13 protein-coding genes and 1 other RNA gene are annotated in these 15,820 nt (G+C 47.2%); 6 read left to right on the top strand and 8 right to left on the bottom strand.

Annotated features, from left to right (window positions below):
- Positions 1-14: 14 nt before the first annotated feature.
- From BLR73_RS03505 to BLR73_RS03475, 7 genes are read right to left on the bottom strand one after another with little or no spacing between them, the layout of a single operon-like run.
- Positions 15-830, bottom strand: a complete 816-nt coding sequence (locus BLR73_RS03505) for a glycosyltransferase (protein ID WP_091858997.1) — start codon at positions 828-830, stop codon at positions 15-17.
- On the bottom strand, positions 827-1,696 hold the full coding sequence (locus BLR73_RS03500; RefSeq protein ID WP_091858994.1) for an alpha-1,2-fucosyltransferase: 870 nt from the start codon (positions 1,694-1,696) through the stop codon (positions 827-829). Before BLR73_RS03500 ends, BLR73_RS03505 begins: the two co-directional genes overlap by 4 nt.
- A complete protein-coding gene (locus BLR73_RS03495; RefSeq protein ID WP_091858992.1) occupies positions 1,693-2,451 on the bottom strand; it encodes a glycosyltransferase family 2 protein in 759 nt (252 codons plus the stop codon). Before BLR73_RS03495 ends, BLR73_RS03500 begins: the two co-directional genes overlap by 4 nt.
- On the bottom strand, positions 2,448-3,758 hold the full coding sequence (locus tag BLR73_RS03490) for an oligosaccharide flippase family protein (RefSeq protein WP_091858989.1): 1,311 nt from the start codon (positions 3,756-3,758) through the stop codon (positions 2,448-2,450). Before BLR73_RS03490 ends, BLR73_RS03495 begins: the two co-directional genes overlap by 4 nt.
- Positions 3,755-4,858: an EpsG family protein gene (locus BLR73_RS03485; RefSeq protein ID WP_233456420.1), complete on the bottom strand. Its 1,104-nt coding sequence runs from the start codon at positions 4,856-4,858 to the stop codon at positions 3,755-3,757. The genes BLR73_RS03490 and BLR73_RS03485 overlap by 4 nt, the downstream gene beginning before the upstream one ends.
- A gap of 60 nt (positions 4,859-4,918) precedes the next feature.
- Positions 4,919-6,487 (bottom strand): GumC family protein, encoded by a 1,569-nt coding sequence (locus BLR73_RS03480; protein ID WP_091858983.1) that lies wholly within the window; start codon positions 6,485-6,487, stop codon positions 4,919-4,921.
- A gap of 10 nt (positions 6,488-6,497) precedes the next feature.
- Positions 6,498-7,280, bottom strand: coding sequence for a polysaccharide biosynthesis/export family protein (locus BLR73_RS03475; protein WP_233456421.1), 783 nt, complete (start codon positions 7,278-7,280; stop codon positions 6,498-6,500).
- Between the two features lie 154 nt (positions 7,281-7,434).
- Between BLR73_RS03475 and ssrA the strand changes: the two genes are divergently transcribed.
- The 4 genes from ssrA (at position 7,435) to BLR73_RS03455 (ending at position 11,612) form a co-directional block, all read left to right on the top strand.
- Positions 7,435-7,835: a transfer-messenger RNA gene (gene ssrA, locus BLR73_RS03470) on the top strand.
- Between the two features lie 162 nt (positions 7,836-7,997).
- Positions 7,998-8,960 (top strand): sulfide/dihydroorotate dehydrogenase-like FAD/NAD-binding protein, encoded by a 963-nt coding sequence (locus BLR73_RS03465; protein ID WP_091858980.1) that lies wholly within the window; start codon positions 7,998-8,000, stop codon positions 8,958-8,960.
- A gap of 7 nt (positions 8,961-8,967) precedes the next feature.
- Positions 8,968-10,242 (top strand): FAD-dependent oxidoreductase, encoded by a 1,275-nt coding sequence (locus tag BLR73_RS03460; protein ID WP_091858977.1) that lies wholly within the window; start codon positions 8,968-8,970, stop codon positions 10,240-10,242.
- A 92-nt stretch (positions 10,243-10,334) separates the two neighbouring features.
- A complete protein-coding gene (locus tag BLR73_RS03455) occupies positions 10,335-11,612 on the top strand; it encodes an MATE family efflux transporter (protein WP_233456422.1) in 1,278 nt (425 codons plus the stop codon).
- Positions 11,613-11,645: 33 nt separating this feature from the next.
- Here BLR73_RS03455 and BLR73_RS03450 read toward each other — a convergent pair whose 3' ends face one another.
- A complete protein-coding gene (locus BLR73_RS03450; protein WP_091858970.1) occupies positions 11,646-13,760 on the bottom strand; it encodes a virulence-associated E family protein in 2,115 nt (704 codons plus the stop codon).
- A gap of 725 nt (positions 13,761-14,485) precedes the next feature.
- Between BLR73_RS03450 and BLR73_RS03445 the strand changes: the two genes are divergently transcribed.
- Both BLR73_RS03445 and BLR73_RS03440 read left to right on the top strand, forming a co-directional pair.
- Entirely contained in the window at positions 14,486-14,884 is a 399-nt protein-coding gene (locus BLR73_RS03445) for an HU family DNA-binding protein (RefSeq protein ID WP_091858968.1), read from the top strand.
- A gap of 83 nt (positions 14,885-14,967) precedes the next feature.
- Complete coding sequence (locus BLR73_RS03440) at positions 14,968-15,786, top strand: putative polyvalent protein kinase domain-containing protein (protein ID WP_074762287.1); 819 nt, start codon at positions 14,968-14,970, stop codon at positions 15,784-15,786.
- The last annotated feature ends 34 nt before the right edge of the window (positions 15,787-15,820 follow it).

The raw sequence follows: 15,820 nt of genomic DNA, 5'->3' as shown, positions 1-15,820 counted from the left end.
AATCTCTCAATTTATTATTTCCGCAGCAAGAAAAGATAGCTTTTTTGTCGCCATTTGTTGGGTATCATTCTTAATAGGGTACGCATCATGATGTTCTGTATCATGGTGGCATAGCCGATATGTCCCATTTGGTGTAGCGACTGCTGGAATCTGATTTCCTGACGGATATAAGCCCAGCCTCCACGACGTTTAAAGAAGTCGTTCGACACTCGGAAATAGAGTAGCGACTCTTGCAGATTGTGGAAGTGTGCACCTTGGCTCATCATTCTTACCCAAAGGTCGTAATCCTCAAAAAGCAGACAGTGTCTGTAGTTGCCGGCAGCTTCAACTGCTTGTTTGCGGAACATCACAGTAGGGTGGTTCATAGGATTGCGGCGCTTGCTAAAAGCCACCAGTTGCTGGTGAGTCTCGGGCACCTTACGAATGGTGCATAGCTCGTTAATGCTACCTCTGAATTCCTCTGTCCACGAACCCACGATAGCTGTCTCGGGGTGCTGCTCAAGATAGGCAGCTTGCTTAGCCAAACGTTCAGGTTTCATGATGTCATCCGAGTCCATACGTGCCACCAGATGGTTATGGCAATGTTTCAATCCCTCGTTCAGCGCAAGGCCTAAGCCTACATTCGTGGGTAGTTTTACGATGTGGAGTTCCTGATGCTGTTGGACGAATGATGCTATCACCGCCAAGAGTGGCTCTGTCAGTGGTCCGTCTTCTACCAGCACCACCTCGTCAGGCGGCATCGTCTGGGCGAAGATGCTGTCAAGGCTTTGCTGCAGATACGCAGGCTGTTCCTTGCTATATACTGATATGAGAACAGATATCTTATTCATATTTTTATCCAATTATCAGGCACTGGTGAACATACATCCTTTAAGTTCATCCAGTTAGATGGTGCGATGGTTATGCCAGCCTGTTGACTGAGCCATGCGCCCCACCACGAAAAGGATGAGTTGGCGATAATATGATGCCTGCAGAGTGCCATCAGGTGCATATCGTGAATGCTGTTAGCGCCTGTGTTCCAATTTATATAGATGGTGTTTGTGGCGTCGAGTGTTGAGGCCAGATGCTGTTGGCACCAGGCGATGTCGTCAGAAAATACCAGCCATTTTTCGGGCTTAACCTCTTGTTGCATTTTTTTGATGGCGGCAATCACGTAGTTACCATTGGTAGTGCCTTTACGTAAAGGGTCGGTCAGATAGTCGCCACGACGGATGTGTATGCTACAGCTGTTAGTGCTTGAAGCCAGCTGCGCAGTTGTTTTATTGCGTTCGTCGTCGAATGCGGGGAAAGTGTATGTGCTAAGTATTTCCTCGCGGATATGCTTGAAATACTCCTCGTGCTGCCAGTAACCATCGTAATAAGTACTATCAGGTAGGCTGAGTGCTGAGGGCTCTAACGTAAAGTTGGGCTCCTCCTTCAGCATGGTTTTGCGTACAGGAAGAATTCTGCTACCTATCCGCCAGCATTGGTAGTTAGGGTAGGGATAGGCCAGACTGGCTACTTCTTTCAAAGTGGCCTTTTCGTAGGTAACACCAAACACGCTGTCTATCTCAAAACCGCGATGCTTGTGATAGCCGTTAAAGCAATGCAGGTCTAACAGCATGCGCTCCTCAGGGTACTGCTTTTGCAGCGCCTTGTAAAGAGCAAACTGAAACATCTGATTGCCCAGACCACCTAACACTTTTACTATCCTCATATCCGTCGTAATAATCGTTTGGTTCCTAATATCAAGTGCTCATATAGCCATAGCATCAGGCGTACATCGTTGCCATGAGTCTGACAGATAATGGCTTTATCTTGACTGAATGCCTGCATAATATCCAGTTGCTGGCTAATCTGTCCTGCATGTCCGTGGGTTGATTGTACCTTGCAGCCTTTGCAGATGGATACACGCTTACCTTTCAGCAGGCGATAGTACCACTCTATATCCACCAACCATTTCAAATTTGGATTGAATGACTGAAGCTGATCGCGCTTAAAAGCGATACAGGCAGTAGGTCCGATGGCATTCTGTAGGAATAGCCATTCGGGATGCTTGCAACATAACTTTCTGGTAAGGTGGGAGAGCCATCTGCTACTTTGCTTGCCACCATTCATCACCTCTACGTCGGCAATCGCCACATCGGCATCAGTCAAGGCCTGAGCCATCAGGCTTAAGTGATTACTGCTTGCCATTGCTTCGTCGTGGTGCATCACTATCACATACTGCCCTTCTGCCTTGGATAATCCAAAGTTCCAATTATCTGCTGCACTTCCAGTAGATTTGTGATGAAAGTATTTAACTGACTGATTATCAATTGATTGAATATATGTGGCAATCTCTTCGTTATCCGAGTCATCAGTTACAATCACCTCATAGTCTGCATCCTGTTGGTGCAGAACCGACTCAAGTGCCCGCTTCAGCAAAGGCAACTGATTATAGGTTGGTATGATGATGCTGAACGTAATCATGGCTTGCCTCCTTTCGTGATAACCGACAGATAGCTACCCATACATAGCAGCTTAAGTATATATGCTAGGAGTATGGCCATTGCAATACCAAAGGCACCTTGTTGGTTCTCGAGAAACAGATAGGCTATCGCTACTGTCGAGATGCCCCAAACGATGTTAAAGCCAAAGCTGGTCCACATCTTTTCTCTGCTATAAAGTGTCATCTCCAGAATCTGTGCAAGCGCAGTGGGGATGGTTGAGAATGCCAATGCTGTTAGGGTGGCAGTATCGGTAAATGTTCTGCCATAGAGCGGCATCAGTATCGGTGCCACAAACCACGATGCACAGGCCAGTAGAGCAGCAATGCCACCAATCAAGGCCAGGTTGCCAATAAGGGCCCTGCGGAATGTATGATAATCGGTAATACTCGACATGATTGGAAGTACAATCTGACAGATAGCACCTGGCACAAACAGCAGCAGCACCTTCCATTGGTCGGCAGCCTCAAAGATACCTAATTCTCCATAATTACTGGCTCTTACCAACATAGAGCGAACCAACCAGAAAACGGGGGTAACTGTGAGTGCCGATAGGGTGGCGGGGATGCTGTAGCTGAATATCAGGGCCCAGTCTTCCTTATAAACACTTTTCACGTAAGCCGATATGCCAGCTTTATTGAGTGCTTTGATGGCCGACAGCTTGTTGGCGATATACAAACATAGAACACCTATTGCAAAACCTGCTACTGCACCTTCTAACTGATAGAAATAGGCACCAACAACCATACAGGCGGCCTCGAAAAAGCTACCTATCAGCGTGTTGATGGCTATTGATTTGAAATCTTCGAGGCCAGCCAGTGTGCCATTCTCCGAACTGTTTAATATCGATAGCAGCAGTATCACACTACCTATAAGTAATGGCTTGGTGAGTTCTGGGGCTCTCAGGTAGTCGGCCGACAGAAACTGTGAAGTAGCAAGTGCGAGAGCTGTGATGGCGATGCCCAGCGTTAATGAGAAAAGAAACGACATGCGATAGATAGAGGCTGCATGGGCTTGCTGTTCTTTTCTGAATGCCGCTATGTATCTGGTTGCTGTTACGCCAATTCCGCCTGCTCCAAGAATGATGAACATGCCAAGTGTTGAACGCACCATGCCCAGCTGTCCAAACTGCTCTTTACCAAGAATGCGAGCGCACAGTATGCCGCTCAGAAAAACCAGAAACTTGCCTAAGGCCGTTCCTGTGAACGACCAAAAGGCTCCGCTCCTCATTCTCTGGGCAATATCCGAGGCCTTTATCTGCTGATATCTTTCTTTGATGCTATCTATCATTCTTGTGGATACAGATTGTAGGTGTGATACGTTTTCGAGAAATCGTAGAACTGATAATCGTCAACATGCAACCACTCCGGTCGGATGGTGTTAATGCCAATCAGCTTGATGGCAAATAGCGTTATAACCATGATGCGGAGTAAGCTGTTAGCCTTGTTGTTAGGTTGTACGCATGGTTGGCGCATTGCTGCAGGATCGATATATCGGAGGAGTTGGAATATCATGAAGGGCCACATGTATTCGTTGATGCGCGAGATTGGGTAGATGACTGGTGCCAACAGGCAAACGCAAAAGGCCGTAAGGAATACCCAGAAGTAAATGGGACTCATAGAGGCGGCTTGGTTGAGCTTTTTGGCCCAGAGACATAGCGCAAGGAAAATACACATAAACAGCAAGTCAACCAAACCTATCATCGACAATGCACCTTTCTGTACTGCATTCTGATAGTATGGATGATCGCGTAATCCTAATAACGACAGAATCTCGAACAGGAAAACTGCTAACAGCAATGTTGAACCTATTGCAATAACAGCATTTCTTTTGGATGGTTTTATGCGGATAACAATTGGGAATATCAGGAGTACAAGGGCTGAATAGTGGAACATGCCCGCCAGTAGTATCAATAGGCAGTACTTGCCGGTTTTACCCTTCTCCAGATAGCCGAATGCCACATAGAAGAATATGAGTGCAAAGGCTTGTCGGATAACGCAGTAATGAGTAAAAAACAAACTGGCCACCAGCATGTAAAAGCATACCTTGGCAATGTCCTTTGCATACTTATCGATAACCCATAGTTCGCCGATGGTAATCACCAGACTCGAAAAGATGATGATGGTATAGGGATTCTTCGATACATATTGTACCAGCAGGTGGATGAGTATCTGGAATCCATACTCAAATTTGTCCAGCAGATGAAAGGTGATAACAGGCTCTGTCTTGTAGCTCAACAAATGGGCTTTCAGGTAGTAGAAACCATAGTAATGCGAGGTGTCGTTAAGTACCGTGATGTCTCTGAATCCGAATATGCCAAATAGCAGGATAAAGCATGAAACCAACTGAAACAGTCGGGCTGCTCCAGCGGTTTTAAACTGCTTTGCCACTAAATGTACTATCAAAAACAGGGCAAAATATAGGAAAACCAACACCATTGCCTTCTTACTTTATTGCTCTTTCAAGATGCTTTTTACATTTAGCTTCAAACAGAACCAGATGGCAGGTAGTGCTATGCCGAGCAATAAGGCCATCAACAACGTGATGCCTTTCTTGGGGAATACAGGCTTAAGTTGTCCCATTGGGGGCGATACGATGCGCAGATTCTGCGAGTTGTACACCTGGGTAAGACTGTTCTCCTCGCGCTTCTCTAAGAGGTAGATGTAAAGGGCCTCGATGATTTTATGCTGGCGCTCGGCTGGTAGAACTTTTGTTACAGCCGATGGGGCTGCTGATATCTGCTGTTTCAGTTTCTGATCTTCACGATTCACAGCCTTCTGACTTGCACGTAACTGGGCCACACCATGATCCAACGAGTTTACAATAGCCTTGCGCATACTGCCAAGCTGTACATCCAGATCCTTTACCAGCGGGTTGTTATCGCTACTGTTCTCGGCCATCTGGTTGCGTTGCAGTTGCAGCTTGTTGTATTCGTTAATCTGCTTGGCTACATTCTCGTTGTCGGGTAGCAGATTGGCTGGCAATACCTGGTTCGTTCCTTCGGTGTGGTTAACCTGATTGCGCATCTGCTCCATCATATACAACTGGTTGTTAACCTTTACCTGCTGTTCGTAGGTCAAGCTGGCATTGGTCATAAACATCTTGGCGGCCTCCTCGTAGTCGGGCATCAGGTTGCTACCTCTGAACTGAGCGATATCCTTATCCAGTCCGCTCAACTCCTGCTCAATGTCCTTGATGCGCTCGTTAATAAACTGGGTAGAGATGTCGGCAGCATTCTTCTTGTCGTTCATCCAAGCCTCCTGATACACATTTATCAGTGTGCTGATAATCAGTTCGGCGCGCTCGGCTATCTGGTCGCGATAGCCTATGTGGATGATGCTGGTCTGATCGTCGGTCAGGTCGATATCCAACTGCTCCATGCAGCGCTCCACCTGATCGTATTTCTTTTCTTTGGTAATGCGGATGGTCATTTCGCCCTTCTCGTCCATCACCTGTTTAAAGTATTTGGTGGCAATCACGCTAACAGGTCCGATAGGCGTTTGGCATACGGTGTTTACCTTGCCTTCTACCTCGCCGCTCAGTTTTTCCTTGTTCTTACGCATCTTGTAAAGCGTAAATGTTCCGTCCTTTCGCAGGTCCATCTTCAGGTAGGCGCCGTCTTTGTCTGTCAGCTTTGGGAAGGTGAGCTTTACTGGCAGCGTTTCCTCCCAAAGGTCGCATTTCATCAGCCCGTCGTAAGCGGCATAGCGTGTGTCCAGACCTAAGCGGTTGATTACTTCCATCAGTAGGGCAGGCGACGACATGATTTCCATCTCATTGCTGACGTTCGATGCGATGTTGATGCCTGCCATTCCGGCCAGCATACCCATGCTGGCTGACATCGATGACAACAAGCCGCCACCACCGTTCTCGTCCTTGATAAGTACAGTGGCGCTACGCTCATATCGTGGGGCGAACATCAGCAGGAACAGGATTGCAGCTACCAATGTGGTTGCAAGCGTGGCTGCAAACCATCGCCAGTGTTTCTTACATTCGTTTATGTATGTTTTTAAGTCCATATCAGCTTGATTATTTAAATAGGAATACGGCTACGGTGGTGAGCACCGATACAATCGACAGCCAGAACGATGCGTTACGTGTCTCGTTGCCGTTGGCAGTCGACTGGCGTGCTCTTACGTTATTGGCTTTTACGTAGATAATATCGTTCTGGTGGATGTTAAAGGCCTCCGAGTTTAACAGCTTCTGTCCGTCGGTAAGGCTCAATACGTAGGTTTTACGTTTGCCGCCATCGGTTCTGATGACCATCACCGAGTCGCGCTTACCATACTGCGACAGGTCGCCAGCCTTGCCCAGCGCCTCCAGTAGTGTTATCTGATCTTTCTCAATCTTGTAAACACCCGGTTCCTTTACTTCGCCAGTTACTGTGTAGGTCATGTTCTGCAGCTCCACAGTTACGTTGGCATCCTTCAGCTGCTCCTTCTGCAGCTCGCGTTTGATGGTCTGTTCGGCCTCATATCTGGTCAGTCCACCCACATGTATCTCGCCAATGACTGGGAAATCAATCGTGCCTTGCGGACTTACGGTATAGGGGGCAATATAGGGATTGCCTGCAGCGTTACCTTGGGTAATCTGGGTGGCCAGACTCTTGTTAAACAGGTTGCTCATCAGCGGGTCCTTGCTCTTTACAATCACCGTTAGCTGATCGTTAGGTTGCAGTTTAATGGTTCCGTCGATGGTGATATCCGTCTGCTGACCGTTCTGTAGGTCCTGCAGATAGTTGAAATTGCGTGGCGTCGAGCAGCTTGCCATCACCATAGCCGCGCAAATGGCTATATAAAAACGGGTCTTCATATATCTTATAAAACGTTTCTTACACCTTATTATTATAGAAATCGGCTACAAAAATACTAATTTTTTGCTTAAAAACATGGTTTGTAGCAGAAAAAGTGCTATCTTTGCAGCCGAATAGCTAGTGAGCGATTCGAAATTACGACATTTACGTCTTGGGGTTGACTGGATTTGACGGCGAGATGAAATGGTACGTAAGCACGCGGAGGCTTCTTTGGTTCCCTCCATAATCTGAGTCAAGGAAAATTTAATTGGCAACAATGAGTATGCTCTCGCTGCCTAATCGAAGTATAGTAGATTACTGGCTTTATTCCTTTACAAGGTAGAGGAACGAGACGTCGCTCCGAGGATGTTGTTCCGAATCCAAAGATCAAGCGGCGCAGGTTAAATCGGAAATAGTCGTTGCAGGCTCCGATGTAGCGGTGAAATTTTAGGAGATAAGGTTGCGGTTGGTGGCTTGGGTCTTGCCGCAGCTCGAAAATGAAGGCCAAGATAAGCGTGTAGAAAGCGTATGGTTTCCTTGTGCGGACGAGGGTTCGACTCCCTCCAGCTCCACTATGTTACGCCAGAGGGGCCTCACCCTCGTGAGGGCTCTTTATTTTTTTTCCTTTAACCAGTAGAACTAATTGCACGTTAATAATTATTAACAATCGGATTGATCCAAATTCAGATATTTCTTTTTATATTTGCAGCATCTATTAACTGAAAGATTGAAAACTTGTGATTATAAACGGTTTATGTGCTGATTATGGCAGCCGTTTCTGCCCATGTATTTTGGCGGTGACGGGTGGTTGTGTAGTTTGCAGTCAGGTCAATGGCAAGGCCTTTTGCGACTGTAAGGCCAGTGGTGGTATCTGCATCAAGCAGGAACTGCTCAGAAATGGTGGGAAGGCAAAACCCGGTAGGTTAACGTATGAATGCGAGGTGATATCGGTGATTCATTACGACGGCTTGGTATTTTTAAGGGTGAAGGTTCCTATATCATTAGAGAGGGAGGTGAAACGTCCGGGCGGCTTTGTGTTTGTACGCCGTAAAGATGCGGCTTCCTGGTACGATGTCCCCATCTCCGTACAATTTGAGGAGATGATGGTGGGCAGCATCGGAATGACGCTTCTTTTTCGTGGTGTCAAGACGAACCAGTTCAAGGACTTGGCCGAGGGTGACACGCTACTGCTACGCGGCCCGTTCAACAACGGCCTGTTAGGATTGCAGCATCTGGAAGCGCAACAATCGAATCGCTGCCTGATACTGACCAAGGGCATTGGTTTATTGCCATCGGTATCCGCAGTCAGATATCTTCAATCCAGGCACAACGAAACAGAATTGTATGTTGACGAAGGAAATTTCTCACCTTCTATCCTGAAGTTCCAGCTCGATCTGTTTGAACTCCCATTTAAGCCTTTGATTCTGCTTGATGACGATGGTGAGCTCAGCACACCTGCTAAGCACGTTATCAGACGGTTCGTGGCCGATGGCGGCAGCCTGATTCATGTCGGTGCTTCGGAATATGTGATACACCAGGTGGCCGCCTATCTGCATTATATCGGCAACCGTCATGTAAAGCTTTCGGCCTGTAACAATGCCAGGATGTGTTGCGGCGAAGGTGTGTGCGGCGCATGCACAGAAACAACTGCCGACAAACGGGTGATTCATCATTGTAAAGAACAAGTAAAAATAAAATAAACGTTATATGAGAGTTATTATCATAGGAGGCGGATGGGCTGGTACAGCCGCTGCGATAGCTGCAAGAAAAGCTGGCGCCGAGGTTTGTCTGATAGAGAAAACAGATATGTTGCTGGGATGTGGCAATGCAGGTGGAATCATGCGTAACAACGGTAGGTTCACGGCTACCGAAGAGATGATTGCGCTGGGAGGTGGCGAACTGTTCCAGTTGATTGACCGTATTGCGTTGCACCGCAATGTGGAGTTCCCAGGTCATCATCACGCCACACTCTATCCCGTCAACACCATCGAGGCGCATGTTCGTAGACTGGTTCTGGAAATGGGTATTGATGTTCACTGTTCTACACACATCTGCGATGTAGTGTGTGATAACAATCAGTTGAAAGGTGTCTATGCCGACTCTGGCGACCTTTTCGAAGGTGATGTCTTCATTGAAACTACAGGCAGTGCCGGACCAATGGGTAACTGCTTGAAATATGGCAATGGTTGCTGCATGTGCGTGCTGCGCTGCCCAGCCTTTGGTCCGCGCATCAGTATCACTGAGCGCTGTGGAGGCCAGGATTATCAGGGCGAACGCCAGCCCGACATGTTCGGTGTGTTCTCTGGATCGTGCAAGGTTTCGAAAGAGAGTCTTTCGGAAGCGCTGCAGGAAGAATTGAACAGCAAAGGTGTAGCCTTGATACCACTTCCTAAGGAGGAGATCAACTACGACAAACTGAAGATAAAGGCCTGTAAACAATATGCCATCAAGGATTTCTCTGAGAATATGATCCTACTCGATACTGGCGACGCCAAGCTCATGACCAGCTACTATCCCGTCGAGAAGTTGAGGCGGCTGCCCGGCATGGAAAATGCCCGTTACGTAGATCCATGTGCTGGCAGCAAGGGCAACTCCATACGTTACCTCTCAGTAGCCTACCGCTCAAATGCTATGACTGTGGATGGTATCAGCAACCTGCTTTGCGCTGGCGAGAAAAGTGGTCTGTTTATAGGTCACACAGAGGCCATTACCACAGGAACCTTGGCTGGTCACAATGCTGCACGACTGGCTGCCGCCAAGCCCTTGCTGACACTGCCGCAGACTCTTGCCGTAGGCGACCTCATTGCAGCGGCTAACAGTGCTATCAAGGAAAGGCACGACACCATGGAGCGCTTTACCTTCTCGGGTGGAAACTACTTCAACCGCATGAAGGAAAAGCAGCTATACACCACCGACATCGAAGCCATCAGGCAGCGGGTGGAACAGGCTGGACTGCTGGGAGTGTATAATGAACATGTATAGCTATCAGAATGCGCTCCTATAAGGTTGACATAGAAGTCTTTGAGCGAATGCCTGTTGCAAGGGCTGTACTAGCTCAGAGTATCCCAGCCATTGTGGCTCAACTGATAGTGCTTCTTTACAACTGGGCCGACACTTTTTTCCTGGCACGTCTGAACAAGCCGGAACTGGTGGCGGCGGCTACTATTGTACTGCCCCTCTATCTGATGCTGACCGCCATCGGTAACCTGCCTGGAGTTGGCGGCGGAAGTCAGTTTGCAAATCATCTGGGCAAGCACGATTATACAGGGGCGCAACGTGTGGCATCGATCACCTTCTGGATGGGTATGATACTGGCATTGGTATGCTGTTTGTCCTTTCCGTTGTATAGCGACATACTACTGAGCCTCATCGGTGCCAACGAACGAACTCTTGCCCCCGCCAAGGAGTATGCGTTCTGGGTGATTACCATCGGCGGCATACCGGTCATCATGAATCTCGTGCTTGCCAATCTGGTCAGAGCAGAGGGCATGGCACTCCAGGCTTCCATCGGCATCTCGGCAGGAGGTATATTGAATTGCTTGCTCGATCCTCTGCTCATGCTGCCGAGCATGGGTAATATGGGTATTGTTGGTGCAGGTATCGCCACGGCAGTATCAAACATGGTTTCGGTATTGTGGCTGCTTGTCGTCATCTGGCGTCGCCGAGAGACTGGCGTGTTGACCTTTGCACCACAGCTTCTGCGCTATACCAGACATTATATAGGCAGCATTTCCAAGGTTGGTTTCCCATCATCTATACAGTATATGCTGACGGTGGTTGCTGTAGCAGCCCTGACGCACTTTGTTGCCCAATATAACACTGAGGCAACAGCAGCCCTTGGCATTGTGAAACGGCTCGACTATCTGCCGCTTTACTTTACCATCGGACTTTCTCAAGGCATCTTGCCACTACTTGCCTACAACCACTCGTCGGGTAACGTTGTCCGGCGCAATCACGTGTTCAAGTGTGGCTGTATCATTTCGTTCGGATTTGCCATGCTGTGCTTCGCTGTCTTTGAAATTTGGGCATACCAATTGGCCATGCTGTTCACACAGGAATCGCTCACGGTATCATATATTGTACCTTTTCTCCGGATACAGGTAGTAGCCATGCCATTCATGGCGGTGTGCTATCCCTCCATCACGCTCTTTCAAGCTATGGAGCGTTCACGAGAGGCCCTTATCTGCAGTATCTTGCGAAAAGGTGTTGTCGATATTCCCCTGCTCATTGTCATGAATGCGCTATGGCCTTTGTTTGGCTGCATGTGGGTGCAGCCGATAGTTGATTTCACTTCAATGTTGGTTGCCTTTTACTTTGCCTCTCAGATTCGGGCTCAGATTCATGACTACTAATCAGCATTTCATTGCACCATTACAGCATGTGTTTTATTTCTCAATCAACCAGTATTCCATGTGGTTGGTTTTGCGTTTGCTCTTAAAATTGAACTGAACATCGTTCAGGGCGTTGCCTATCTTCTGGAATGGCGTTTCTGGGTCGAAGTTGGCATAGCGCGTGGCCAGCACCTGACTGATATCGCCCAGACTCCACCACTTGCCTTGCTCTGTTTCCTTGGGGCGGCGGAAGGTTTCGCCAATCATTTCTACCAAGTCGTTCAGTTTCTGGAACGGCTCGTTCTCGGCCATCAGCTGCTTAATCTCGTCATCGTTCAGCCAGAAGCGCTCACCTTTGTTAAATAGGTATAGGGCCTGGGCGAATAGCTGCTCGTGGTTCAGCGTGTCGCTGAAGTCGATGTTGCCCTCTACACCTACGCATACAAAACGGCGGCTTCCTGTTGGGTCAACCAGTGGTTTCATCTGATTGGTAGTGCCGATGAACGAGGTGTAGCGACGATACAACTTGATGGTTTTGCCGTATGGTGGACGGAACTTTACGTCGCTCGACGACAATAGGTACTTCAGTACAATCTGCTGCGACGAGGTGGTCTTATCAAACTCATCAATGTTGATGAGGGCAAAGCTGGTAAGGGCTATGTTCAGGTCGAACTCGTTCTTGAAGTTCAGCTTGTCGTTGTAGTAATCGCGCAGTTCGGGTGGCAGGATGATTTTGCAGAATCGCGTTTTACCACATCCCTGGCGACCAATCAATAGCGGCGTGAGTGCATTTCCAGTCAACTGTTTGTCACTTTCGCGCCATTGTCCTACCATTCCCATCAGCCAATATCTCAGGTACTTTGGCCAATGTGGCTGCGAGGTGGGTACACGGGCTGCCAGTTCGGCTATGTAATCATGCCCGTCCCATTTGGGCAACTGATCAAGCCAGGTATTGATGGGGTCGAACTGCTCAATACGGGTCGAGTCGATAAAACGGTTCACGTTTCTGTCCCATGCTTTCAGTCCTAACTCGGTGGCTCTCAGCGTCATATCGTTACGCACCTCTTCGGTAAGAGGCTTGAATCGCTGGTCGTTGCTAAACTTCTCGCGATACTCGGCCACACCTGTTAGCAGGTTCTTACGCATGTCGAAGTTCGAGTTCAGGAATATCTCAGTCTTCATCGCCTGGATAGTATCTTCGGGCACACTCTTCAAGGGCTTAATCTTATGCTTTTCGCGATAATCCTCCTGTTCGGTCACGCTATAAACGGTCTGGAAAATCTTCTCAACCAGCATCTTGTCGCGATTCAGCACTGGGTGCAGCATCGTTAGCCCTTTGGCATGCGCCTGAGGGATACCCTCATCCAGACATCGGGCAGCTATCTGCATTAGCAGTTCTGCCTCTTTATTCTCATCGGGCAAATCAAAATAGCGCCCCATGATGGTTTCGACGATAAAGGTCCAGTTAAGATGATAGGTTCGCGTAACGGTGCGACCTGGCATCAGATGATCTTCATCCCTACTGATGGTTACAGGCTGGGGTAGGGTGTGCTCATTGGTGTCGGCGTAAAACGGACGAGCATCAGCATTATAGCCCATCTCTGGGTCGGCACTCATGTAAACGGTGCGATCCAATCGTGGCTCCAAAAACTGGATGTCGAATCCAAACTGGTTCTGATAGGCTTGTCTGGCTGTGTTATACAGATTAAGATGGAACTGACGGATGTTCTGTTCGCCTGTAGGCAATCCACCTTCAAACAGCTCGCCTCGGCAGACGATTTTCACGCTTCGGCCCGATCCACCCAGAAAGCACATCAAAGTTTCAGGCAGTTTCTTGGCCAACTCTCTTATTTCTACAGCCTCTTCGTAGGTCTGCAGGTCGTTCACCTCCAGTACTACCAATCCGTTATAGGCCAGCATGCGCCAATCGCCTTTGCGATTCTGGTAGTCGGCCACAAAGCAGATGCGTGGCAGTTTAATGCCACCCTCTATTTGTGTGGTAATCTGTCCGTCGCCCAGTCTGTGTGGATTCATCAAATGATATACCTCGCGTGTTTGGCGCACAGTATTCTCAATCATACCATTCTTGATGGCTGAGGCCATCTCAGCCAACTCTACACGGTTAATAACCTCTTTACGGCCTTCTTTTTTAAGTAATGTAATCTTCATATTTATGTTTATTAGTTATTTGTTTATGATAAAATCGCCCCCAAAGGTACTACAAATATTCGAGAATTAATTACATTTTTAGAAAAAATTTTGCTATATAGCCTACATGCCTACATAAAATCGCTCAAAAACCGCATGTACAGATGGTTTTGTGCGTTTTCAAGCCTACATAAAGTACCACAAAAGCCTACATAAAGCCTACATAAATTCGACCGAAAAGTAGCTTTTCGACATCCCAAAAGTAACTTTTTAAGGCACAAAAAGCTACTTCCTGCCTAGCGAAAACATACTTATTAATGTACTCGCAATATTTCTCCATAAAGGATGTAGTGAAATTCTCTAGAGAATTTTCGGCTAAGTGCCTTACTAAACATTGCTGAGTGCCTAGGCGGTAGCAAAATTCTCTAGAGAATTTTGTAACGAGTATTAAGGATAAAAGCTGCTAACCAGGCAAACAATATCTGTTAGTACGTGGGTAAACGGCAAAAACATGTAGGCTGTATGTAGGCTTTATGTAGGCTTTTGTGGGGCTTTATGTAGGCTGTAATCTGTGTAACATATTGTATAATAGGTGTTTAAGGCAAAAATATGTAGGCATGTAGGCTTATTGCATATTTATATATTGTAATTTCTCTGCCGCATTCAAAAATATTAATATTTTCATCGATTATTTTGTTTATTCTCTAGAAAATGTGTATTTTTGCAGCACTAAAAACGTATTACTTATGAAATATAGATTAAAGAAAGAAACCAAACCAACGTTGCCCACTTTTGGTAAGTACAAGGCAGTAGCTGTGCATTACCATACTGTCGAGAGTCGCCAACTTATTAAAGAGGTAGCCCAGCGTATGGGTACGCATACATCTAATGTATTAGCAGTCATGACGAGTGTAGCCGAGGTGGTAAACAATCATTTACGTGAGGGCGATCGTGTGCGCTTAGAGGACTGGGGCATGATGAAGCTCGAAATCGAAAGCGAAAAGGTTGACAACCTCAAAGATTTCAAAGCCAAAAAGCACATCCGTGGTGTCCGCCTCCACTTCCTCCCCCAGAGCTACGAAGGCCACCAAGAACTCTACGAAGGCATCACCTTCGAGAAAGATAAAAACTATAGTGAAGAGTAAAATGTCAGACTTGGAAAAATAGTAGCGATATTTTGGTTGTTTCGAAAAATAGTTGTATATTTGCAGCAAAATCGGAATTAATTATGAACAATGCAGACTTTTGGACTTCCATCCACAACATAATTGCAGAGGGCTTTACGTCTGAAGGCCTGCAAAAACTTGATAGTTATGCAGAACAATTTATTAGCGGACGGTTGGTTTATCAACGATTTTCACCGCAGGAACAGCATGGCTGCGCAGCGGGAGGTGCTACAAATGTCATTGCATCCCTGCTCGCGGGAGCAGAAATTGGCTCAGATAGCCAGGATTCGTCAGCACTCAGCGACTACCAAAGAGAGTGCCAACTTGGAGCGCAGCAAGAAAGTGTAATAGAGCGATGGGCAAAAGCTGTTGGAGTCTGGACAGAAAGTGTTGATGAGCAGTTGCCCAAGGTTCTTGGCGAACAGATTGCAGAGGGTGGTGAGGCTAAAGTTTATGATCATGGCTCTACACTGATAAAATCCATTGGCCTTGATTATTTTATCCAGCCCATCTTTGCCCTCGACCGCATAACACTCCATAATACCTATTTCCCTGAGACTCGACTGACAGTTCTTGGCTTTGGACGCGACAAGAACGGGGAGTTTAAGATTATCGTTGAGCAACCCTTCATCGATGGTCAGCCAGTGAGCGATGAAGAGATTGCTGACTATATGCGTCAGATGGGCTTTGAACTAAAAAATCCTCGCAACTGGACCTATGCTACACCTGATATTTACCTCAGCGACATGCATGACGAAAATGTAATCCGTTCCAACAAGTCTGACGCTATTTTCGTCGTGGATTGCGACATTCGTATCAACACCCCTGAGTTAAGACAAGGAGGAACAAGACGGATTTCGAATATGATTGTTTTGAAATAATCAATTTTTGAGATTGCGCATCACCTTCGAGAAA

The organism is Prevotella sp. khp1, assembly GCF_900102205.1.
In the GTDB taxonomy this organism is placed as follows: Bacteria; Bacteroidota; Bacteroidia; order Bacteroidales; family Bacteroidaceae; genus Prevotella; species Prevotella ruminicola.
The sequence above is the reverse complement of the archived record's forward strand: the minus strand, read 5'-3'. Positions and strand labels throughout refer to the sequence as shown.

Bases quoted from the DNA above. Each gene is read 5' to 3' on its own strand.
- BLR73_RS03505 (WP_091858997.1), bottom strand. From the start codon at position 830: ATGAATAAGATATCTGTTCTCATATCAGTATATAGCAAGGAACAGCCT.
- BLR73_RS03500 (WP_091858994.1), bottom strand. From the start codon at position 1,696: ATGAGGATAGTAAAAGTGTTAGGTGGTCTGGGCAATCAGATGTTTCAG.
- BLR73_RS03495 (WP_091858992.1), bottom strand. From the start codon at position 2,451: ATGATTACGTTCAGCATCATCATACCAACCTATAATCAGTTGCCTTTG.
- BLR73_RS03490 (WP_091858989.1), bottom strand. From the start codon at position 3,758: ATGATAGATAGCATCAAAGAAAGATATCAGCAGATAAAGGCCTCGGAT.
- BLR73_RS03480 (WP_091858983.1), bottom strand. From the start codon at position 6,487: ATGGACTTAAAAACATACATAAACGAATGTAAGAAACACTGGCGATGG.
- BLR73_RS03475 (WP_233456421.1), bottom strand. From the start codon at position 7,280: ATGAAGACCCGTTTTTATATAGCCATTTGCGCGGCTATGGTGATGGCA.
- BLR73_RS03460 (WP_091858977.1), top strand. From the start codon at position 8,968: ATGAGAGTTATTATCATAGGAGGCGGATGGGCTGGTACAGCCGCTGCG.
- BLR73_RS03450 (WP_091858970.1), bottom strand. From the start codon at position 13,760: ATGAAGATTACATTACTTAAAAAAGAAGGCCGTAAAGAGGTTATTAAC.
- BLR73_RS03445 (WP_091858968.1), top strand. From the start codon at position 14,486: ATGAAATATAGATTAAAGAAAGAAACCAAACCAACGTTGCCCACTTTT.
- BLR73_RS03440 (WP_074762287.1), top strand. From the start codon at position 14,968: ATGAACAATGCAGACTTTTGGACTTCCATCCACAACATAATTGCAGAG.